General features: G+C 68.0%; 17 protein-coding genes and 1 pseudogene. 11 read left to right on the top strand and 7 right to left on the bottom strand.

The window, feature by feature from the left end:
* Nucleotides 1-114 (top strand): annotated as a pseudogene (locus tag AC5P65_RS19700) (IS110 family transposase); the annotation flags it as partial.
* A 48-nt stretch (nt 115-162) separates the two neighbouring features.
* On the opposite strand, the gene AC5P65_RS19695 reads toward AC5P65_RS19700, so the two are convergent.
* On the bottom strand, nt 163-822 hold the full coding sequence (locus AC5P65_RS19695) for a DMP19 family protein (protein WP_111099288.1): 660 nt from the start codon (nt 820-822) through the stop codon (nt 163-165).
* Between the two features lie 31 nt (nt 823-853).
* Entirely contained in the window at nt 854-1,747 is an 894-nt protein-coding gene (phhA, locus tag AC5P65_RS19690) for a phenylalanine 4-monooxygenase (RefSeq protein ID WP_019658833.1), read from the bottom strand.
* Nucleotides 1,748-1,872: 125 nt separating this feature from the next.
* Between phhA and AC5P65_RS19685 the strand changes: the two genes are divergently transcribed.
* Both AC5P65_RS19685 and AC5P65_RS19680 read left to right on the top strand, forming a co-directional pair.
* Nucleotides 1,873-2,355 carry an Lrp/AsnC family transcriptional regulator gene (locus AC5P65_RS19685; RefSeq protein WP_004153377.1) on the top strand — a complete coding sequence of 161 codons (483 nt, stop codon included), beginning with the start codon at nt 1,873-1,875 and terminating at the stop codon, nt 2,353-2,355.
* An 85-nt stretch (nt 2,356-2,440) separates the two neighbouring features.
* Nucleotides 2,441-4,438: a hypothetical protein gene (locus AC5P65_RS19680; RefSeq protein ID WP_111099287.1), complete on the top strand. Its 1,998-nt coding sequence runs from the start codon at nt 2,441-2,443 to the stop codon at nt 4,436-4,438.
* 41 nt (nt 4,439-4,479) lie between these two features.
* Here AC5P65_RS19680 and AC5P65_RS19675 read toward each other — a convergent pair whose 3' ends face one another.
* Together AC5P65_RS19675 and AC5P65_RS19670 are read right to left on the bottom strand one after the other, a co-directional pair.
* Nucleotides 4,480-5,472 (bottom strand): patatin-like phospholipase family protein, encoded by a 993-nt coding sequence (locus AC5P65_RS19675; RefSeq protein WP_021204629.1) that lies wholly within the window; start codon nt 5,470-5,472, stop codon nt 4,480-4,482.
* Between the two features lie 173 nt (nt 5,473-5,645).
* A complete protein-coding gene (locus tag AC5P65_RS19670; RefSeq protein WP_111099286.1) occupies nt 5,646-6,659 on the bottom strand; it encodes a TIGR00266 family protein in 1,014 nt (337 codons plus the stop codon).
* A 159-nt stretch (nt 6,660-6,818) separates the two neighbouring features.
* Here AC5P65_RS19670 and AC5P65_RS19665 point away from each other — a divergent pair, with 159 nt between their 5' ends.
* Complete coding sequence (locus AC5P65_RS19665) at nt 6,819-9,089, top strand: TonB-dependent receptor (RefSeq protein ID WP_021204631.1); 2,271 nt, start codon at nt 6,819-6,821, stop codon at nt 9,087-9,089.
* A gap of 132 nt (nt 9,090-9,221) precedes the next feature.
* Here AC5P65_RS19665 and AC5P65_RS19660 read toward each other — a convergent pair whose 3' ends face one another.
* Nucleotides 9,222-10,061: an acid phosphatase gene (locus tag AC5P65_RS19660; RefSeq protein ID WP_021204632.1), complete on the bottom strand. Its 840-nt coding sequence runs from the start codon at nt 10,059-10,061 to the stop codon at nt 9,222-9,224.
* Nucleotides 10,062-10,323: 262 nt separating this feature from the next.
* On the opposite strand from AC5P65_RS19660, the gene AC5P65_RS19655 reads away from it, so the two are divergent.
* Nucleotides 10,324-11,202, top strand: coding sequence for a lipase family protein (locus tag AC5P65_RS19655; protein ID WP_111104109.1), 879 nt, complete (start codon nt 10,324-10,326; stop codon nt 11,200-11,202).
* An 11-nt stretch (nt 11,203-11,213) separates the two neighbouring features.
* Entirely contained in the window at nt 11,214-12,416 is a 1,203-nt protein-coding gene (locus AC5P65_RS19650) for a DUF4785 domain-containing protein (RefSeq protein WP_495215807.1), read from the top strand.
* Nucleotides 12,417-12,544: 128 nt separating this feature from the next.
* On the opposite strand, the gene AC5P65_RS19645 is transcribed toward AC5P65_RS19650, so the two are convergent.
* A complete protein-coding gene (locus AC5P65_RS19645) occupies nt 12,545-13,330 on the bottom strand; it encodes an ABC transporter ATP-binding protein (protein ID WP_020723483.1) in 786 nt (261 codons plus the stop codon).
* Between the two features lie 187 nt (nt 13,331-13,517).
* Between AC5P65_RS19645 and AC5P65_RS19640 the strand changes: the two genes are divergently transcribed.
* The 4 genes from AC5P65_RS19640 (at nt 13,518) to AC5P65_RS19625 (ending at nt 17,591) form a co-directional block, all read left to right on the top strand.
* On the top strand, nt 13,518-14,720 hold the full coding sequence (locus AC5P65_RS19640) for a DesA family fatty acid desaturase (protein WP_111104113.1): 1,203 nt from the start codon (nt 13,518-13,520) through the stop codon (nt 14,718-14,720).
* A complete protein-coding gene (locus AC5P65_RS19635) occupies nt 14,717-15,049 on the top strand; it encodes an EF-hand domain-containing protein (RefSeq protein ID WP_021204635.1) in 333 nt (110 codons plus the stop codon). Before AC5P65_RS19640 ends, AC5P65_RS19635 begins: the two co-directional genes overlap by 4 nt.
* Nucleotides 15,050-15,068: 19 nt before the next feature.
* Nucleotides 15,069-15,881: a bifunctional DNA-formamidopyrimidine glycosylase/DNA-(apurinic or apyrimidinic site) lyase gene (gene mutM / locus AC5P65_RS19630; protein ID WP_495215805.1), complete on the top strand. Its 813-nt coding sequence runs from the start codon at nt 15,069-15,071 to the stop codon at nt 15,879-15,881.
* A gap of 105 nt (nt 15,882-15,986) precedes the next feature.
* Nucleotides 15,987-17,591, top strand: coding sequence for an OpgD/OpgG family glucan biosynthesis protein (locus AC5P65_RS19625; protein ID WP_019658845.1), 1,605 nt, complete (start codon nt 15,987-15,989; stop codon nt 17,589-17,591).
* Between the two features lie 538 nt (nt 17,592-18,129).
* On the opposite strand, the gene AC5P65_RS19620 is transcribed toward AC5P65_RS19625, so the two are convergent.
* Nucleotides 18,130-18,750, bottom strand: coding sequence for a thymidine kinase (locus tag AC5P65_RS19620; RefSeq protein ID WP_021204637.1), 621 nt, complete (start codon nt 18,748-18,750; stop codon nt 18,130-18,132).
* A gap of 101 nt (nt 18,751-18,851) precedes the next feature.
* Between AC5P65_RS19620 and AC5P65_RS19615 the strand changes: the two genes are divergently transcribed.
* The gene (locus AC5P65_RS19615; protein WP_021204638.1) at nt 18,852-20,828 is read left to right on the top strand and encodes a UvrD-helicase domain-containing protein; all 1,977 of its coding nucleotides are present in this window, start codon (nt 18,852-18,854) and stop codon (nt 20,826-20,828) included.
* Nucleotides 20,829-20,923: the final 95 nt, after the last annotated feature.

Here is a 20,923-nt window from a genome sequence, read left to right as displayed (position 1 = left end):
TTTAACATCCTGGCCAGGAAGCTGGCCAAGATCGCCTGGGGCGTCTTCAAGAGCGGTCGGGACTTTGACCCAGCCATGCTGAAAGTGGGTCAAGCCTGCTTCCAGCAGGCTTGACCGCGAACATAGGATCTCGGCTCTACAGAACAGCGCCGGCGTGCATGGTCATCGTCGTTCGACAGGCTCCGGGCCGAAGTGCTTCAGCCCCAACCTGGCCAGGTCTTCCGGTCGCTCGAAATAGGCTTCGTCGAAGGCGTGCAGCGCCTCCTGCTCCTGTTCGGTCATCGCGCCGTACAGGTCGGTCAGTTGCTTGACCGCCGGGTCATCTTCCAGCCGGTCGACCAGCCCGCGCATGCCGGCCAGGATCGCGTGGGTCTTCGCCGCGCCCATCGCCTGCAGCGCACGCAACGCCAGCTGGCAGGTCGGGTCGCCCCAGTTGCACAGGAACTGCATGAAGCCGCCGTTGTTGATGTCGGCCTCCATGCGCCACAGCGCCACCAGCTGCTGGTCTTCGTCGGACAGCGCATCCAGCGTCCACGCGGCTGCCTTCAGTCGCGCCAGCGCGGCCTCGTAGCGGTCTTCCCAGACCTGGTTGAGGATATCGACCACGCCAGCCTCGCGCGCCGGCCGCAGCGCCGGCCAGTTCACGCCCAGGCCATCGGCGGTGGCGACCCACCGCGCGCGTTGCCCTGCATCGGCTTCGAACAACGCAGGTACCCAGCGCAGCGGCTGGCGGGTGCGGCGGCCATCGGCCAGGGTCAGCAGGATGAAGTCGTCGTCGAAAGCGACATCGGTTACGCGCAGCGAAGCAAATGCATCAGTCATGCCGTGCAGGATAGCCGCGCGGCAGCGCGCATCACACGTCGCCGCCGTCCGCCCAGCCTTCACCCGTGCCGGCCTGGAACACGTGATCGTCAGCCTGCACGTCACCGGCAGGCAGGTGCGCCTGGTCGGCCAGTGCCGCGTAGATCGGGGTGAAGTCCGGCGACGTCGCCTGCATCAGCTGTTCAAAGCTGTCGATGACGAAGTAGGTCTTCTGGAAGGTGTCGATGCGGTACTTCGTTCGCATGATCCGCTGCAGGTCGAAACCGATGCGGTTGGGTGCGGCCGATTCCAGCGAGTACAGCGACTCGCCCTTGGACGACACGATGCCGGCACCGTAGATGCGCAGGCCGTCGGGCGTGTCGATCAGGCCGAACTCCACCGTGTACCAGTACAGGCGGGTGAGGTTCTGCAGCGCGTCCGGGCCGATCGCGTGGGCTTTGACGCCGCCACGGCCATAGGCCTCCATGTAGTCGGCGAACACCGGGTTCATCAGCAGCGGCACGTGGCCGAACAGGTCGTGGAACAGGTCCGGCTCGGCGATGTAGTCGATCTGGTCCGGGCGACGGATCCACCAGGTCACGGGAAAGCGGCGGTTGGCCAGGTGGTCGAAGAAATCCAGTTCCGGCAGCAGGCCTTCGACGCCGACCAGGGTCCAGCCGGTGGCCGCGCCCAGCACTTCGTTGAGCTGGTCGAAGCGCGGAATCATGTGCGCGTTCATGCCCATCTCGTCCTGCGCGTCCAGGAATTCCTGGCAGGCACGGCCGACCAGCAGCTCGCGCTGGCGCTGGTACAGCGTGCTCCAGGTGGCGTGGTCGTCGGCGCTGTAGGTGTCCCACGGCTGCTCGACGAGCGCGGTGGTGTACACCGGCACGTAGCCCTTGTCGGTCTGCTGGTGTTCGACGCGGCGGGGCTGGGCGAGGTCCATGGGGCACTCCTTGAAGGGATAGCCACGATGCTAGGGCAGGGCGCGCGCAACAGGGTTGCAAAAGTTGCGCCGATTGGCATTGTTGGCGCAATATCCTTGCGCAGTCACCATGTTGCGGAGCAGCAATGGCCGGAGAAGTCCAGTTTGATCGCACGGATATACGCCTGCTGGCTGAAATCCAGCGGGATGGGCGCGCCACCAACGCGGAGCTGGCGACTCGGGTGAACCTGTCGCCCTCGGCCTGCCTGCGCCGCCTGCAGCGGCTGGAAAGCGAGGGCGTGATCGTCGGCTACGGCGCGCGGCTGGAGCCGCGGCAGCTGCGCCTGGGCCTGCAGGCCTTCGTGCGCGTGCAGTTGGAAAAGCACGACCAGGCCGCCATCGGCCACTTCGTGGACAGCGTGCAGGGCTGGGACGAGGTGGTGGCCTGCCATGCGCTGACCGGCGACATGGACTACCTGCTGCACGTCTACGTGCGCGACCTGGAGCACTTTTCGCACTTCCTGCTGGACCGCCTGCTCAACGCCGGCGGCGTGGCCGACGCCAATTCCAGCTTCGTGCTGCGCACGGTGAAGGGTTTCCAGGCATTGCCGTTGTCGCAGCTGGAATGAGCGCAGCGGCGATTTGACGCGGCCGGGCGGGTAGCCGAGCATCACCGCCCTGCGCGCGCCGCAGCGTTCCTTTCCGGTTCCACGCATGTCCGAACTCCAGCACCCGGTGCCCACCACCATCTTCCTGCCGCTGCAGCGCAAGTCGCTGGCACGTTACATCGCTCACGGCACGCCGCCGCAGACGGCAGTGGAGCAGGCCGGGCTGATGGCCGCGCAGTTGTGCCGGGCGCGCCTGCATCCAGCGGCCGAGATCGAACGCCTGCTGCATGATGCCTGCGCGCTGTTTGCTGGCAACGAAGGCGCCGCCGCGCAGCTGGCCGGCCCCGGTGGCGGAGGCCAGCCGGAGCTGGATGCCTGGCTGACCGCATTGGCCGCCCACGGCGTGCTGCTGGCGCCGGCGCAGATCCTGCAGGACGTCATCGCGCAGTCGCCATTGGAGTATCCGGGCCTGGCCCTGCAGCAGGCCTGCCAGGAAACCCTGACCGAGCATGAGATCCGCTTTCCCGCCACCTTTTCCAGTGACGAGGCGCTCACGCAGGATGACGTGGCCGCCGAGGACGCGCGTGCGGTCGAACACCATGGCCTGTACACCTCCGAGCAGGCCCGCGTGCTGCGCGCCATCGCCGCCAACCCCGATGAGCTGATCGACCTCGATGGCTATGCCGGCACCGGCAAGGGCCACCTGGTGCTGGCGCTGATGGAGGCGCGGCCCGGCCGCTACACCTACGTGGCGCCCTCGCGTGGGCAGGTGGAAGCCTTCCGCAGCCGCGTGCCGGCCAGCACCGCGGTGCGCCTGCTGACCCAGATCGAGTTCGCCAACCGCGTGGCGCAGCATGCCGCGCGCAGCGGCCACACCGGTGGCTTCGTTGCCAGCTACCGGCGCAGCACCCGCACGCCGCGCGAGATTGCCGGCCGCATCGGCCTGCAGGGCATCGGTGGGCGCAGCCCGGAGCAGGTGCTGCTGACTGCGTTCGAGGCCATCAACCGTTGGTGCGCGTCGTCGGCACCGGGCTTGGCGTTCCAGCATTTCGACCGTTCGGTGCCCGCCGCGATGCTCGACGTGTCACCGTACATGGCGGCTGCCGAGCACGTCTGGCGCTGCATGTTCGACGCCGAGCTGCAGCGGGGCACGCTGCTGAGCCTCAGCCCGGCGCACATCGGCAAGTGGTTGGCACTGCGCGGCGTTACCCCGCCGCTGGACATGGGCATGCTGCTGGTGGACGAGGCGCATGACCTCAGCCCGTCGTGGAAGCAGTTGCTGGCCGGCCATGCGCCTGGCGTGGTCAGTCTGGGCGATCCGCATCAGTGCCTGTCCGGCACGGTGCCGCGCTGGGGCGCGTCGAAGGTGCTGGAAATGCACCAGTCGGTGCGCCAGGGCAACCAGGTCGAGGGCCTGGTCAACCAGACCCTGGCGCTGGATGGACTGGGCCAGGACAGTGGGCCGTTCGTCGGTGCCGCCGACCGCGCCACCGGTGTGCTGCATTACCGCCACTGGGCGCAGGTACCAAGCGAGGGCCTGCGCATCCATGGCAGCGTCGCCGATCTGGCCCTCGATGCGGCGCAGCTGCAGGCGCTCGGGCTGCGGCCCTACCTGCATCCGGCATCGCTGCGCGCGCTGCGCGGTGTGTTGCAGCGCCCGCTGGATGCGTGGCGCCGTCGCCACGCCAGCGCATCGGACCCGGAGTGGGAGCGCTTCCTGGCCACGCAGGCCGACGAAGGGCAGGGCGCGCTGGTCGAACTGTTTGCGTCTGCCGATCGGGTGCAGTCACTGCTGCAGGCGCTCGATGACCAGGACACGCCCGCTGAAGGGCGCGTGGCGCTGTGCCTGGCCGAACACGCGAAGAACCTGCAGTTCGACGTGGTCTCACTGTCACCCGGTTGCTTCAGTGCGGGGCAGGGCGGGCGCATCTGGCACAACCCGGTGCGCGCGGTCTATCTGGCACTCACCCGTGCGCGACGCCAGCTGCATGTGCCGGCCGATGGCATGGAACAACTGCAGCACACGGCGACACTGCAGGAGCAGGCCCGTCAGGCGCGCAGGCGCGAGCGGCAGCAGGCCAGCGGTTACCGGCCTGCGCGCTAGAACGCGCGCGTCGCTGTCTGGCAGCGACACGCCGGCTCAGCTCAGCACTTGTCCTTGCGGCCCATCAGCCTGCCCAGGCGCGAGGCTTCCTCGCACTTCGGCGCGGCCACGGGTGCCGGTGCGGCGGCCGCGGCGCGTGCACGCTGCAGCTGCTGGATCTTCGCGCGGATCTGCGGCATCGCGGCCATTGCGGCCTTTTCGCCCTCCAGGATCGCGGTGCCACGCTGGCTGAAATCGGCGGCGCCGATGTCCAGCACCTTCGGGCGGATGACGATGTCGGCGCGTGCCAGTTCCTGCTCGCCCAGGCGCTGGCCCATGATCGAGATGGACTGGTTGACGATGCCCAGCATGTCGGTCGGCGCCTTGCCGCTGGCCTTGCTGGAGATGTCCACGGCGATCACGAAGTCGGCGCCGAGCTGGCGCGCGGCATCGACCGGCACCGGGCTCACCACGCCGCCATCGATGTAGTTGCGGCCACCGATCTTCACCGGTTCGAACACGCCGGGAATGCTGCTGGAGGCGCGCACGGCCTGGCCGACGTTGCCGCGCACGAAGATCGCGCGCTCGCCTGTTTCCAGCTGGGTCGCGACGGCGGCGAACGGCTTCTTCAGGCGCTCGGCGGGGCGGTTGGCGACCTGCTCGTTGACGTAGTCCTGCAGCTTCTGGCCCTGCACCAGGCCACCGGAGAACAGGCGCACGTCGCGGATGCTGGCTTCATCCAGCGCCACTGCCTTGCTCTGCATCTGGAACGCATCCATGCCGCTGGCATACAGCGCGCCGACCACGCTGCCGGCACTGGTGCCGGACACCACGGCCGGTTCGAAGCCATTGGCCTCCAGCATCTTGATCACGCCGATGTGGGCGAAGCCCTTGGCTGCGCCACCACCGAGGGCGATACCGATCTTCACCGGCTTGGCCTGCGGTACCACGGTTGGCGCCGGCGGCGGCGCAGGGCGGACCGGGTCGCCACCGCAGCCGGCCAGCAGGCCGATCAGGGCGACGGACAGCAGCATGCGGGGTCGGAACAGGCTCATCGGCAGTGCGCTCGCGGCGCCGGATTCAGGAAAGGGCGCCAGCATACCGAAGGTGCCGCAGGGCGGGCAGGGTAGGTCGGCCCGCCCATTCATCGGATGCTTCGGGTAGTGCCGGCCGCTGGCCGGCACCCTCGTGAAACAGCCGGCCAGCGGCCGGCACTACCGCGAGGCGGTCAGAACCGGTTGTCGCCGTCCAGCATCCGGCCCAGGCCGCCCAGCACCGAGCCTTCGCCGCGGTTCTGGCCGCCGCCCTGCGGCGCGGCCATCCACATGCGGCCGGCCAGGCGCGAGAACGGCAGCGACTGCAGCCAGACCTTGCCCGGACCGGTCAGCGTGGCCAGGAACACGCCTTCGCCGCCGAACAGCATGCTCTTGATGCCGGCAACACGGCGCACGTCCATGTCCACCGTCGGGTGATACGCCACCACGCAGCCGGTATCCACGTCCAGGCGTTCACCGGCAGCCAGCTCGCGCTCGACCACGCAGCCGCCGGCGTGGATGAACACCCAGCCGTCGCCCTCCAGCTTCTGCATGATGAAGCCCTCGCCGCCGAACAGGCCGGTCATGATCCTGCGCTGGAACTGCACGCCGATCTGCACGCCGCGCGCGCCGGCCAGGAAACTGTCCTTCTGGCAGACCAGGCGGCCGCCGTGCTGGTCCAGCTTCATCGCCAGCACCGTGCCCGGGTAGGGCGCGGCGAAGGCGACCTTGCCCTTGCCGTGGCCGCTCTGGGTGTAGACGGTGGCGAACAGGCTCTCGCCGGTCAGCACGCGCTTGCCGGCGGCCATCACCTTGCCCATGAAGCCGCCGCCCTGGTCGCCGTTGGCGGCGCCGAACACCGTGTCCATCTGTACCGTGGCGTCCTTGAACATCAATGCGCCGGCCTCGGCAATGGCGCTCTCGCCGGGGTCGAGCTCGATCTCCACGAACTGCATTTCATGGCCGACGATGCGGAATTCGATGTCGTCGGCGCGGCCGCTGGCGGAGGGGACCGGCGGCGGGCTGTTCGGCATGCCCGGGGCCGCAGATTGCAGCTCCGGCACCTCGGCAATCGAGGTCCATCCGCTCATGCCCTGGCACCAGGCCAGCGCGCGCGGGTTGGCCCGCGCATAACGGCGCGCAGCCTGGTCATCAAGCGGGCCGATACGCTCGGCCTGGGCGGAGGCATGGAAATACCACTGGGTCATCGCGGCGGCTCCGCAGGGCTGGAAACCCCCGAGTCTAGCGAGGGCGCCCGGGCCGGGGCGACAGGCCCATGAACGGCGGGCATTTGCGGGGCAGGTGCTGTATTGCAACAATTATCTGGTAGCGCCGTTTTACCACCCCTCCAAACACAGCCTACCGCCATGTCCCCGACCCGTACTTCCCGTGGCCGCCTTCCGGTCGCGCGCCCCCTCGTTGCCGCTCTTTCCGCCCTGCTGCCGCTGGTTGCGGCCGCCCAGGAAACCCCCGCTGCCAAGGATCCGGTTGCCCTCGATGCCCTGCAGGTGACCGCGCAGCGGCGCGTCGAGAACGCCAAGGACGTACCGGTCGCACTGAGCGCGATCCAGGGCGAGAAGCTGGATGTGCTCGGCTCGGCCGGCGATGACATCCGCTTCCTGGCCGCACGCGTGCCCAGCCTCAACATCGAGTCGTCCTACGGCCGCGCCTTCCCGCGCTTCTACATCCGTGGCCTGGGCAACACCGATTTCGACCTCAATGCTTCGCAGCCGGTGTCGCTGGTGTATGACGATGTGGTGCAGGAAAGCCCGCTGCTGAAGGGCTTCCCGCTGTTCGACCTGGCCAACGTGGAAGTGCTGCGTGGCCCGCAGGGCACGCTGTTCGGCCGCAACACCCCGGCCGGCGTGGTCAAGTTCGATTCGGCGCGTCCCTCGCAGGATGCCGACGGTTACGTGCGCGTGGGCTACGGCAGCTACAACAGCTGGAACGTGCAGGGCGCCTACGGCGGCCCGCTGACCGACCGCTGGTCGGCACGTGTCTCGGCGATCTACCAGCGCCGCGATGACTGGGTCGACAACACCCGCGCCGGTGCGCCCAACAGTGGCTTCGAAGGCTATGATGAAGCCGCCGGCCGCGTGCAGTTCCTGTACGAAGGCGACGACTTCGAAGCGCTGTTCAACCTGCACAAGCGCAAGCTCAACGGTACCGCCCGCCTGTTCCGCGCCAACATCATCCAGAAGGGTGGCAATTCGCTGGTCGAGAACTTCGACCGCGACAAGGTGGCCAACGACGGCGTCAACTTCTCCGACTTGGAGACCTGGGGCGGCAGCGCGCGCCTGCAGTGGAACCTCGGTTCGGTGACCCTGCATTCGATCACCGGTTATGAAACCGCCGAGTCGCTCAACCGTGGCGACATCGACGGTGGCTACGGTGCGGCCTTCCTCGGTGCCGGCAACTACGGTCCGGGCCTGATTCCGTTCTCGTCGGAGTCGGCCGACGGCCTGCCGCACCACCGCCAGTGGACGCAGGAAGTGCGCATCGAGTCCAACGAATGGGGCCGCTTCGACTGGCAGGCCGGCGTCTTCTACTTCGATGAAGACGTGACCATCAACAACTTCAACTACGACTCGCTGACCCCGGGCAATCCGCAGACCGGCCACGTGGTGCAGAACCAGCGCAACAAGGCGTGGGCCGTGTTCGCTTCGGGCGACTTCGATGTCACCGACCGCTTCAAGCTGCGTGCCGGCGTGCGCTATACCCAGGACAAGAAGGACTTCAGCGCCAGCGTGCTGCAGGCCGTTCCGTTCGGCACCCCGGTCAGCGGCCCGTACCTGGCCAACACCGACGTCAACGACGTCAGCTGGGACGTCAGCGGCGTGTACAAGCTGACCGACGACATCAACGCCTACGCCCGCGTCGCCAAGGGCTTCCGCGCGCCGTCGATCCAGGGCCGCCTGGCCTTTGCGCCGGGCCTGTCGCAGGCCGATTCGGAGAAGGTCATCTCGTACGAGGCCGGCATCAAGGCCGACCTGTTCGAGCGCCGCGCGCGCCTGGGCCTGAGCGTGTTCCGCTACAACGTTGACGGCCAGCAGCTGATCGCCGTGGGCGGTGCCAACAACACCGCCACCCTGCTCAACGCCGACAAGACCATCGGCCAGGGCGTGGAACTGGACCTGGAAGCCTACCTGGCCGACAACGTCCTGCTGACCTTCGGCAGCAGCTACAACGACACCGAGATCAAGGACAAGAACCTTGCGGTGGCGATCTGCGGCGGTGGCTGCACCATCAACGACCCGACCACGGTCATCAACGGCGGCACCTATGCGCTGGTGAACGGCAACCCGCTGCCGCAGGCGCCGAAATGGATCCACAACGCGACCCTGCGCGTGGGCTTCCCGCTCAGCGATGGCAGCGAGCTGTACGCCTACACCGACTGGGCCTACCGCAGCGCGGTGAACTTCTTCATCTACGAGTCGCCGGAATTCCGCGGCCGCAGTTCGCTGGAAGGCGGCCTGCGCCTGGGCTACAACTGGGATTACGGCCAGTACGACGTGGCGGTGTTCGGTCGCAACCTGACCAACCAGACCCGCGTGGTCGGCGCGATCGACTTCAACAACCTGACCGGCTTCCTCAACGAGCCGCGTACCTGGGGCGTGGAGTTCACCGCGAAGTTCTGATGCGGTGGCTGCGTTGATGCAATGAAGAAGGGCCGGCGCACTGCCGGCCCTTCTGTTTCCTGCTTCGTGTAGGGCCGAGCCTGCGCTCGGCTGCTCTGAGCCGAGCATGGCTCGGCTCTACAGAGGCGTGGCCTACAGCGCGCTCTGCGGGCGCACCTTCAGCACCGCATTCTCGGTGGCGCAGTCGCGGCTGGAGTGCAGGCCGGCCTTGCGCGCCGCTTCGATCTCCTTGCGTGCGGCCAGCAGGTCCTTGTTGAAGGCCGCGTTGTCGTGCAGGCGGGCCACGGCGGCGGCACCCATGAAGCGGCCTTCGAGGATGTCGCTCTGCCAGTGCACGTTGCACACCAGGCGGCTCTCGCCGTAGTTGCGCCCGCGCGCCTGGATGGCGTCGGCGCGGTCCGGCGCGATCTCCGACAGGATCAGTGCCCAGGCCCAGCCGATCGAGGTGTGGCCGGACGGGTACGAGCCGTTCTTGCGCAGGCCGTCTTCGTCCTTCGGCGAGCAGGTCGGTTCACCGTTGACCATGAACGGACGCGGGCGCTGGTAGTGGTTCTTGGCCGCCTTGGTCGCCGCACTGGCGTCGATCCGGCTGCGCTCCAGCAGGCGATACAGCGCCGGGGTCTTCACCGCATCGACGTCGATGTCGGCGGCGCAGGAGAAGTGGTTGGCGCCTTCGGGGAAACCGAGTTCCGCATCGACGCCGGCCTGGGCGAAGCGCGGGCTGCCACGCAGCGCGCGGGCCTCACGGCTGACCTGCTCGTCCAGGGCGAACGCGGCCGAACCGGCCACCGGTGGTGCCGGTACCAGGTCGAGGCTGGCCGGAACCGCGCTCTTGTCCAGATAACCCACCGCCTTGGTGGTGATGTTGGCTTCGACGGCGGTCGGCTTGGCGGCGGTGGCGGCACAACCGGCCAGGGCAGCGGCCACGGCAAGGCCGAGCAGCGGGCGGGCAGGGTGGGAGATCAGCGACATGGACGGGCTCCGGAGAAAGAACATCGCGTCATGATCGCAGTCCCAGTGCGGCACCGCAGTGGCCATCGGTCATACGGCCAGAACCGGCATGGTCATCGAAACAAGATGAAAAACGTCATCAAGTGACGCCAGTCTCCTGAATCCGGGCGCAGCGCACGGACTTTCACGCGCCCGCGCCGTGAGCATCGGCACATCGGCAGGCACCAGAGGCCGTCCAGTTCCAGCCGGGTCGGGGGGATCCGAAGACAGAGGGAGAGACGCGATGCGCAGCACCGCAACAGGAAGTACCGTCCTGGCCCTGCTCCTGGGGCTTGCAACAGCGCCGGCGCAGGCCGCCGACGTGGTCGGCGTGGCCTTCGTGCATGGCACCGGCGCGCAGACCAACGCCACCCAGGACTACTGGCAGCCGACCATCATCGACACCGTGCGCCAGGGCCTGCCCAACAGCAGCAATTACGTGGTCATCAACTGCGATTTCACCCAGTACATGTGGAAACCGGAAGCGGCCGGCTGCCTGGCCAACCAGCTGACCCGTTTCATCGACAGCCGTGGTATCACCCAGCTGGTGGTGATCACCCACTCCAACGGCGGCAACGTGGTGCGCTGGATCCTGTCCAACCCGACCTACGACAGCCGCTATCCGAAGATCATCCGCGCGGTGCGCAAGGTCAACGCGCTGGCACCGTCCTCGGCCGGCACGCCGCTGGCCGATGCGGTGCTCAACGGCAATACCTTCGAAACCTCGCTGGGCTGGCTGCTGGGTTACAAGAACGACGCGGTGCGCCAGCAGCAGGTGGCGAGCATGGCCACCTACAACGCGCAGAACCTGTACGGCACCGCAGGCCGTCCCGCCCTGCCCAAGCCGTTCCGTGCGGTGGTCGGCAGCGACGTGGAATCGGCGGTATGGGACAGCAACAGCTACTGCGGTGGCTACGCCGCCAATGTCGGCCTGGAGTTCACCCAGAACTGGCTGTCCTCCTGCTCCGATGGCTTCCTGGAGTGCAGCAGCCAGAAGGCCGCCGGCACCACCTGGTTCACCGACACGCAGCGCACCCAGGGGGCAGAGCCGCTCAGCCACAACCAGAGCCGCCGCGAGTGCTTCGGCCTCGGCACCCTGCTGCGCAACGACCTGACCCAGTGAGGGAGACGACCATGACGATTCATTCCACCCTGCTGGCCAGTGCGGTGCTGGCAGTCCTGTCCCTTTCCGCCGCGCAGGCCGCGCAGCCTCTGCAGGCGGCCCGCGTGGGCGACCAGGTGCCTGCGGCGCTGGTTGCCGCGCCATTGCCGGCCGATGACAGCGAACGTGCACCGCTGTCCTTCGCCTGGGCGTTGGACCCGGCACAACCGCTGCAGGCGGCCACGCCGTATGCCTCGGTCAGCCGCAGCTACTGGCAGCAGGTCGATGGCTCGCAGCTGCAACGCGGCCTGGACCTGCCGCTGACGGCGCCCGATGCGGTGATCCAGCTGAGCCCGGCCGCAGGTGCCCGCGCGCTGCCTGCCAACACCCTGCAGATGCGCGACCCGGCTGGCCGCAGCAGCGTGGCCCGCAGTGTCGATGCGCGCGTGCTGCAGGATGCCGGCATGCCGGTGAGTGATGGCAGCATCATGCTGCGCACCGGCGCGACCAGTTCGGCCGGTGCGTACACGCTGCAGAGCACGCAGGCGCAGGGCCGCTATGTGGTGCAGGTGCTTGAGCCGAACAGCCCGCTGCGGCTGGAAGTGCAGGCCAACCAGGCGCAGGTGCTGGCCGGTGGCAACGTGCAGCTGCAGGTACGCCTGCTGGAAGACGGCGCCACCACCGCGCAGCTGGCCTCGCGCCGTGGCGGCCTGGGCGGTGAAGCCCTGCTGGTCGCACCGGATGGCCGCAGTTGGCCGCAGCGCCTGCTGCGCACCACCGATGGTGCCATGCGTGCACAGGTGCGGATTCCGGCTGATGTCGGCAGCGTGCAGGGGCTGTGGGAACTGCAGGTGTTCGCCCAGGCCGATGGCGTGCTGCGCGACGGCAAGGTGGCTTTCGCGGTGGCACGGCCCACTGCTCGCTTCAGTGGCCAGGCGGCACCCGACCCGGCCAGCCGCCAGGTCGCGCTGCCGCTGCAGGTGGCCGCCGCCGGTCGCTACGAGGCGCGTGGCACGTTGTATGCCACCGGCCGCGATGGCCAGCTGAAGCCGGTGGCGCAGGCGCATGCGGCCGCGTGGTTCGATGGACCGGGGCGTGGCAAGCTGGTGCTGCCATTCGACCAGGCCGCGTTGCCGGCTGGCTTCGGCGCACCCTACGAACTGCGCGACCTGCAGCTGCAGGACCAGAGCCGGATGGCACCGATCGAGTCGCGCGCGCTGGCGTTGAAGTTCTGAGCAAGGGTGCAGCGGGCGGGGTTCCGGCCCGCTGTACCGTTTTCTGTAGAGCCGAGCCTATGCTCGGCTGCCGTTCCCCGCGGCCAGAAGCAGCCGAGCATAGGCTCGGCTCTACAGTGGCATGTCGATTATCCCGCGTACGCGGTCAGCCGGCCTTCCTGCTCGCATACCGTGATCGCGCCACCGAACACCGCCGACAGCGGTTCGTTGCGCAGCAGCTCGGCGCGGGTACCGTCAGCCAGTACGCGGCCGTCACGCAGCAGCACCACGCGTTCGATCTCGGGAATGATCTCTTCGATGTGGTGGGTCACCAGCACCAGGGTGATGCCCTGCTGGGCCAGCACGCGCATGGTCGCCACCAGCTGCTCGCGGGCGACCAGGTCCAGCCCGGTGGAGGGTTCGTCCAGCAGCAGCGCCTGCGGCCGGTTGACCAGCGCGCGCGCGATCAGCACGCGGCGGGTTTCGCCGGCCGACAGCTCGGCGTAGGCACGTTCACGCAGGGACAGCGCGCCGGTCATCGCCAGTGTCTCGCCGACACGTGCGCGCATGTCGGCGGTCACCTCGCGGAAGCCGGGCACCACGTAGCTGGCGAAGAAGCCGGACAGCACCGCCTGTTCCACGGTCAGCCCCGGCATGTCGGCCAGGTTGCTGCTGAGGTCGCCGGTGACGATGCCCAGCTGCGAGCGCAGCCGGTCCACCTGCCAGCGGTTCTGGCCCAGCACCCTCACCGCGACGGAGCCGTCGACCTGCGCCAGCGGGTACAGCTCGCGGGTGATCAGCTTGATGAAGGTCGATTTGCCACAGCCGTTGGGGCCGAGCAGGGCGGTGTGCTGGCCCTGCGCGATGCGCAGGCTGAGCCCATGAAGCACCTTCACCTGGCCACGCACCACGGTGGCGCGGTCCAGTTCGATCAAGGGGGGCAGCTCCGCGACGGGCGGGGCGGCGGAAATGCGGCTGGCGCGTGGATCAAGGCTCGACAACTCAGGTCCCCAACTGTGAACGGTGCCACGGATGGCGATGCCAAGCACCGCCGCAGGGATGCAGTTTGCAACGCAAGCGCCCATCATGTCTGCCATCCCCGCGTGGATCCGGAGAGCTGCCATGCCTGATGCCCTGATGTCCCTGTTGACCGGTGGTGTTCTCGGCCTGGGGTGGTGGGCCATGCTGGCCGTGCTGCTGGTCTTCACCCAGATCACCATCTTCTCGGTGACCCTGTACCTGCATCGCAGCCAGGCCCATCGCGGGGTCGACTTCCACCCGGCGCTGGCCCACCTGTTCCGCTTCTGGCTGTGGTTGACCACCTCGATGATCACCCGGGAATGGGTGGCCATCCACCGCAAGCACCACGCCAAGGTCGAGACCGAGGACGATCCGCACAGCCCGGTCACCCGCGGCATCGGCAGGGTGTTCTGGCACGGCGTGGAGCTGTATCGGGAAGCGCGTGGTATGCGCGCGGACATTGAGCAGTACGGGCGCGGCACCCCGGACGATGCGATCGAGCGCCACCTGTACACACCGCACGCCACGCTGGGCCCGGTGCTGCTGCTGGCAATCAACAGCGTGCTGTTCGGCCTGCCCGGCGTGGCCCTGTGGGCGATCCAGATGGCGTGGATCCCGTTCTGGGCAGCCGGCGTGGTCAATGGCCTGGGCCACTGGTGGGGCTACCGCAACTACGAGTCCGCCGATACCTCCACGAACCTGACGCCGTGGGGGTTCTGGATCGGTGGCGAGGAGCTGCACAACAACCACCATGCCTTCCCCAGCTCGGCGCGCTTTGCGATGCGGCGCTGGGAATTCGACATCGGCTGGAGTGCGATCCGCCTGCTGCAGGCGCTGCGCCTGGCCAAGGTGCTGCGGGTGGCACCGGCCATGGACGTACGCCCGAACATCGCCGTGCCCGATGCCGAGACCCTTAAGGCGCTGCTGTCGCACCGCTTCCAGGCGATGACCGACTACCAGCGCAACGTGTTCATGCCGGCCCTGCGCGAGGAAGCGGCACAGGCCGGGGCCAAGCTGCGCCGCCTGCTGCCGCGCCGGCTGCGCCGTGGCCTGGTCAACGACGGTCGCTGGTTGAAGCCGGACAGTCGTGCCCAGCTCAGCGCCTGGGTGGCACAGCGCCCGCGCATCCGCACCCTGGTCGAGTACCGGGGGCGCCTGGCCGCGCTGCTGGAAGCGCGCGGCCACGATGCGGCCGAGCGCCTGCATCAGCTGCAGGCCTGGTGCCGCGAGGCCGAGGAAAGTGGCATTGCCGCGCTGCAGGCCTACGCCGCGCGATTGAAGGGCTACAGCCTGGTGGGCGCGTGAGGGCAAGGTACCGACTACTGCTGGCGGCGCTGCTGCCGGGTGCGGCGCTGGCCCAGGTCACCGATACCGCCAGCTATCTGCAGCGGATGGACAGCGATGGCGACGGCCGGGTGAGTGAATCCGAGTACGTGCAGTGGATGCTGTATGCCTTCGACCGCATGGACCGCAACGGTGATGGTGTGCTGACGGCCGAGGAGCTGCCCGGTGGCAAGGGCAGGGCGATCAGCCGCGAGCAGCAGCGGCAGGTGATCGTGCAGCGCTTCCACAAGCAGGATGCCAACGGTGATGGCTTCCTCGACGCCCGTGAGCTGTCCGCGCCGCCGCGTTGAGCGGGCGTAGAATCACCCCATGCCCGAACTGCCCGAAGTAGAAACCACCCGCCGCGGCCTGGCGCCGCACCTGCAGGGTCGTCGCGTGCATGGCGTGATCCTGCGCCGCGCCGACCTGCGCTGGCCGATTCCGCCGGAAGTGGCCGAGCTGCTGCCGGGCCAGCGCATCGAGGAGATCCGTCGCCGCGCCAAGTACCTGCTGCTGGACACCGCCGTCGGCAGCGCGGTGCTGCACCTGGGCATGTCCGGCAGCCTGCGCGTGCTGCCTGGCGATACCCCGCTGCGCGCCCACGACCACGTCGACATCAGCCTGGACAACGGCCGCCTGCTGCGCTTCAACGACCCGCGCCGCTTCGGCAGCCTGCTCTGGCAGCCGGCCGGCGAAGTCCACCCGCTGCTGCAGGGGCTGGGCCCGGAACCGCTGGACGACGTGTTTGACGGCGACTACCTGTTCGCCCGCAGCCGGGGCCGCAGTGCGCCGGTGAAGACCTTCCTGATGGACCAGGCGGTGGTGGTGGGCGTCGGCAACATCTATGCCGCCGAGAGCCTGTTCAAGGCCGGCATCAGCCCGCTGCGCGAGGCGGGCAAGATCTCGCGCGAACGCTACCAGCGGCTGGCCGGGGCGGTGAAGGAAATTCTCGGCCATGCGATCACCCGGGGCGGCACCACGCTGCGCGATTTCATCAGCCCTGACGGCGCACCGGGCTACTTCGAGCAGGAACTGCTGGTGTACGGCCGCGACGGCCTGCCATGCCCGAACTGTGGCCGCGCGCTGAAGCACGCCACCATCGGCCAGCGCGCCAGCGTCTGGTGCAACCACTGCCAGCGCTGAGCCGGGCGGCCAGCGGCAGCTGAACGGGCAGGAGACGTCTCCGCTGCCCGTTAACGTTTGTCTGCCTATCATGGCCGACCTTCCCTTCGTGCCTGACGCGCCTGCATGCAACGACGCGACTTCATCCGCAATGCCTCCCTCGCCCTGGCAGCATTCGGCCTGCCGTCCCTGCCCGCGTGCGCGGCCAGCAGGAGCGGCCAGATGGGCCTGCGCCGCCTCGGCCAGCCGCAGCCGTTCGACTTCGCTACCCTCAAGGGCCAGGCGCGCGCGCTGGCACAGGCGCCCTACAAGAGCCACAAGCGGGTGCTGCCGGGCCGCCTGGAAGGCTTGGACTGGGACCAGTACCAGTCGATCGGTTACCGCCAGGACCATGCGCTGTGGGCTGACCAGCCAGGCAAGTTCCAGGCCAAGTTCTTCCATCTGGGCCTGTACTTCCATTCGCCGGTGCGCATGTTCGACGTGGTCGACGGCAAGGCGCAGGAGCTGGCCTATGACGGCGCGGCATTCAACTACGGCAAGAGCGGCATCAAGGACGGCGAGCTGCCGGCCGACCTGGGGTTCGCCGGTTTCCGCTTGAACACCCGCAAGGACACCGACCGCGATTTCGCCGCCTTCCTCGGCGCCAGTTACTTCCGCGCGGTCGGCAAGGAGGGTCAGTACGGCCAGTCCGCGCGTGGCCTGGCGATCGATACCGGCATGGGCAAGCCGGAGGAATTCCCGGATTTCATCGCCTACTACCTGGAACAGCCGTCGGCTGATTCGGACACGATCGTGGTCTACGGCCTGCTGGATTCGCCCAGCGTGGCCGGTGCCTATCGCTTCGCGATCACCAACGGTGACGTGCTGCTGATGGACATCGACAGCGCGCTGTACCCGCGCAAGGCGATCGAGCGGTTGGGCATCGCGCCGTGCACCAGCATGTACCAGGTGGGCGAGAACGACCGCCGCATGGGCTGGGACTGGCGCCCGGAGATCCACGATACCGACGGCCTGTCGCTGTGGACCGGTGCCGGCGAATGGATCTGGCGCCCGCTGCTGAACCCGCGCAACCTGCGCTTCAACATGTTCGTGGACCGCAACCCGCGCGGTTTCGGCCTGCTGCAGCGCGACCGCAACTTCGACCACTATCAGGATGACGGCGTGTTCTACGAGAAGCGGCCGTGCCTGTGGGTGGAGCCGAAGGGCGAATGGGGCGAGGGCTCGGTGCAGCTGGTGGAGATCCCCACCGTGGACGAGACCTTCGACAACATCGTGGCGTTCTGGAATCCCAAGGAAAAGCCGCAGCCGGGCCAGGAGCTGCTGGTCGGTTACCGCCTGTACTGGGGCGCCGAGCCGCCGGCACGGCCGCCGATGGCGCACTGCGTGGCCAGCCGCACCGGCCTGGGCGGTGTGGTCGGCAAGAAGCGCGAGTACTTCAGCTGGCGCTTCGCGGTGGACTTCGAAGGTGGCGAACTGGCCAGGCTGATCGACAAGGGCGAGGTCGAGGCGGTGGTGGAAGCCAGCCGGGGCCGGGTCGAGATCGTGTCGGCGCGGCCGCTGCGCGAGATCAACGGCTACCGCGCGATGTTCGACCTGGTGCCGCCGGAAGGCAGTACCGAGCAGATCGACATCCGCCTGTTCCTGCGCAGTGGTGGCAAGACCCTCACGGAGACCTGGCTGTACCAGTACACCCCGCCGCCGGCCGGAGCGCCGGAGCGCACGCTGTACTAAGAGGGGGTTGGGTTTGCAGGGCTTGCAGCCCTGCACCTGCAGAGGCCAGAGCCGAAGCAACGGCAGAAGCTGGTTTCCTGTGGGGAGGCGCTGTGGGTCCGGTTGAGGGGGACGGCGTAAATACGTCCATGTAGCCTCGGTCGCGCCATCCATGGCGCTCACGCCCCCTCAACCGGACCCACCCCGCCTTCGACAGATCGCCGCGATCTGTCGGAGCACGGGGTCGGATCCCGTTGCTGCGCAACGGGCTCTGAACCCAGATGAATGTCGATAGATGAACTTCGATATCTGACAGATGTGCCGACCAACGGTCGGCACCCACCAACAGCCGCGTGAAATTGTCAGAGGTGGGGCGGTGTGGGTGGGCAGGACCGTTGGCGCCATGGATGGCGCCATCGAGCCCCCAGGGACGGGTTTACGGCGTGTCCTGCCCACCCACACCGCCCCGCCATCCCGCGGTGCCGCTTTGGCTTTGGCCGTTGCCGTTGCCGTTGCGTTGAGCAGGTGCAGGGCTGCAAGCCCTGCAAAAGAACACCCCTTACAGCGGCAGCGGGGCCTGCGCCGGATCGATACGCCCTTCACCGCGGGTGATCTTCTTGAACTCGGCGCGGCTGACCGACACGTAGCGGTCGTTGCCGCCGATCTCCACCTGCGGGCCGTCCTGTACTGCGTGGCCATGCTCATCCACGCGTACCGTCATCGTTGCCTTCTTGCCGCTGTGGCAGATGGTCTTGATCTCCTGCATCTCGTCGGCCCAGGCCAGCAGGTACTGGCTGCCCTCGAACAGTTCGCCGCGGAAGTCGGTGCGCAGCCCGTAGCACAGCACCGGAATGCGCAGCTGGTCGACCACCTCGCTGAGCTGCCAGACCTGGGCGCGGGTGAGGAACTGGGCTTCGTCCACCAGCACGCAGCCCATCGGACCGTTCGCCGCCAGGTCCTGCTCTACCCAGCGCTGCAGGTCGGTATCACGGTCGAAGGCCATGCCCTCGGCGCGCAGGCCGATCCGCGAGGCAACCACGCCGGCGCCGGCACGATCGTCCAGGCGCGGGGTCAGGATCGCCACCCGCATGCCGCGCTCGCGGTAGTTGTGGGCGCTCTGCAGCAGGGTGGTGGTCTTGCCGGCGTTCATCGCCGAATAGTAGAAGTAGAGCTTGGCCATCGACGGATTGTACGCCGCGGCCCCGCTTCGCCGAAGCCGTTCAGCAACCCCGCCGGCAGGCCGCTGTGGTCGTCACCCCGCCCCGCTACAATCCCCATCCCATGCACGGTCTCAATCCCCCCCAAGCCGCCGCCGTCCTGCACATCGAAGGTCCGCTGCTGGTGCTCGCCGGCGCGGGCAGCGGCAAGACGCGCGTGATCGTGGAAAAGATCGCCCACCTGATCAGCTGTGGCCGCTACCCGGCACGCCGCATCGCGGCGATCACCTTCACCAACAAGTCGGCCAAGGAAATGCGCGAGCGTGTGGCCAAGCGCCTGCGCGAGCAGGATGCCGACGAGGTGACGATCTGCACCTTCCATGCGCTGGGCCTGAAGTTCCTGCAGATCGAGCACGCGGCGGTGGGCCTGAAGCGTGGATTCTCGATCTTCGACGCCGACGATGCCGCTGCGCAGATCAAGGACCTGATGCACGGGGCCAAGCCCGACGACATCGAGGACATGAAGAACCTGGTGTCGCGCGCGAAGAACGCCGGCCTGTCGCCCGAACAGGCGATGGCCGCCGCACGCAGCAACCGCGAGAAGGAAGCGGCCAGCGTCTACGAGCGATACCAGCTGAGGCTGACCGCGTTCAATGCGGTGGACTTCGATGACCTGATCCGTCTGCCGGTGCAGATCCTGGAAGAGAATCCGGACATCGCCCTGGCCTGGCGCGAGCGCATCGGCTACCTGCTGGTGGACGAATGCCAGGACACCAACGACGCGCAGTACCGCCTGCTCAAGCAGCTGGCCGGTGAGAAGGGCAACTTCACCTGCGTCGGCGACGATGACCAGTCGATCTACGCCTGGCGTGGCGCCAATCCCGAAAACCTGCAGCAGATGGGGCGCGATTACCCCATGCTGGAAATCATCAAGCTGGAGCAGAACTACCGCTGCTCCAACCGCGTGCTGCGCGCCGCCAACGCGCTGATCGCCAACAATCCGCATGAGCACCTGAAGAAGCTGTGGAGCGACCAGGCCGACGGCGAACGCATCCGTGTTTGGGAATGCCGCAACAGCGAACATGAAGCGGAGAAGGTCGCCGCCGAGATCGCCTTCGTGGCGCAATCGCGCAACGTGCCGTGGAGTGACTTCTGCATCCTGTTCCGTGGCAACTTCCAGTCGCGCCCGCTGGAAAAGGCGATGCAGCTGCTGCGCATTCCCTATCACCTGACCGGCGGCACCATGTTCCTGGAACGCCAGGAAGTGAAGGACACGCTGGCCTGGCTGCGCCTGCTGGTGAACCCGGATGACGACACCGCGTTCATGCGTGCGGTGCAGTCGCCCAAGCGCGACGTCGGTGCCGGCACGCTGGCCAAGCTGGCCGAGCTGGCCCAGGAAAAGGACATGCCGATGGCGCATGTGGCCGAAACCATCGGTGCCCTGCAGCAGCTCCCACCGCGCGCGGCCAACAGCCTGGCGCGCTTCACCGACATCCTGCGCGACCTGCGTGCACAGATGCGCCAAGTGACGTCCGGCGACATGATCCGCAAGGTGGCCAAGGAATCGGGGTTGCTGAGCGAGCTGCGCCAGCAGGCCAAGGAAGAGGCCAGCTACCAGCGCCGCGCCAACAACATCGAGGAACTGGCGCAGTGGTTCGAGGGCGGCCCGCGCGGTGCAACCGCCGCCGACCTGGCCGGCCAGCTGGCGCTGCTGTCGCGCAGCGACAAGGACGAGGGCGGCAATCAGGTGCGCATGATGACCCTGCACGCTTCCAAGGGCCTGGAATTCCCGTACGTGTTCATCGTCGGCTGCGAGGACGGCGTGCTGCCGCACCAGGTCAGCCTGGACGAGGGCAACCTGCAGGAAGAACGGCGCCTGCTGTACGTGGGCATCACCCGCGCCAAGATCCAGCTGTGGATGAGCTACAGCAAGCTGACGCGCAAGTTCGGCGAGCATGTGCGGCTGAAGCCGAGCCGGTTCTTCGAGGAGATTCCGGCCGAGGAGATCCAGCGCGATGGCGCCGATCCGGTGGCCGATGCGGCGCGCAAGAAGGAACGGGCGAGTGCGGGGTTGGCGGCGATCGAGGCGTTGTTCGACTAGGGCGCTCCAACGGCGCCGCCCCTCCGTGGTGGAGCACGCGTTGGTTCCGCAGTGTGGCCGGTCGGGGTGGGTTCGCGGGGGACGCCGTGAACCCG

This window comes from Stenotrophomonas sp. YJH_SMC_48-3 (assembly GCF_059369375.1).
Note: the sequence above shows the minus strand (reverse complement) of the source record. Positions and strands in the feature narration are given on the sequence as shown.

Bases quoted from the DNA above. Each gene is read 5' to 3' on its own strand.
- AC5P65_RS19695 (WP_111099288.1), bottom strand. From the start codon at position 822: ATGACTGATGCATTTGCTTCGCTGCGCGTAACCGATGTCGCTTTCGAC.
- phhA (WP_019658833.1), bottom strand. From the start codon at position 1,747: ATGGACCTCGCCCAGCCCCGCCGCGTCGAACACCAGCAGACCGACAAG.
- AC5P65_RS19685 (WP_004153377.1), top strand. From the start codon at position 1,873: ATGGCCGGAGAAGTCCAGTTTGATCGCACGGATATACGCCTGCTGGCT.
- AC5P65_RS19680 (WP_111099287.1), top strand. From the start codon at position 2,441: ATGTCCGAACTCCAGCACCCGGTGCCCACCACCATCTTCCTGCCGCTG.
- AC5P65_RS19675 (WP_021204629.1), bottom strand. From the start codon at position 5,472: ATGAGCCTGTTCCGACCCCGCATGCTGCTGTCCGTCGCCCTGATCGGC.
- AC5P65_RS19670 (WP_111099286.1), bottom strand. From the start codon at position 6,659: ATGACCCAGTGGTATTTCCATGCCTCCGCCCAGGCCGAGCGTATCGGC.
- AC5P65_RS19665 (WP_021204631.1), top strand. From the start codon at position 6,819: ATGTCCCCGACCCGTACTTCCCGTGGCCGCCTTCCGGTCGCGCGCCCC.
- AC5P65_RS19660 (WP_021204632.1), bottom strand. From the start codon at position 10,061: ATGTCGCTGATCTCCCACCCTGCCCGCCCGCTGCTCGGCCTTGCCGTG.
- AC5P65_RS19655 (WP_111104109.1), top strand. From the start codon at position 10,324: ATGCGCAGCACCGCAACAGGAAGTACCGTCCTGGCCCTGCTCCTGGGG.
- AC5P65_RS19650 (WP_495215807.1), top strand. From the start codon at position 11,214: ATGACGATTCATTCCACCCTGCTGGCCAGTGCGGTGCTGGCAGTCCTG.
- AC5P65_RS19640 (WP_111104113.1), top strand. From the start codon at position 13,518: ATGCCTGATGCCCTGATGTCCCTGTTGACCGGTGGTGTTCTCGGCCTG.
- mutM (WP_495215805.1), top strand. From the start codon at position 15,069: ATGCCCGAACTGCCCGAAGTAGAAACCACCCGCCGCGGCCTGGCGCCG.
- AC5P65_RS19625 (WP_019658845.1), top strand. From the start codon at position 15,987: ATGCAACGACGCGACTTCATCCGCAATGCCTCCCTCGCCCTGGCAGCA.
- AC5P65_RS19620 (WP_021204637.1), bottom strand. From the start codon at position 18,750: ATGGCCAAGCTCTACTTCTACTATTCGGCGATGAACGCCGGCAAGACC.
- AC5P65_RS19615 (WP_021204638.1), top strand. From the start codon at position 18,852: ATGCACGGTCTCAATCCCCCCCAAGCCGCCGCCGTCCTGCACATCGAA.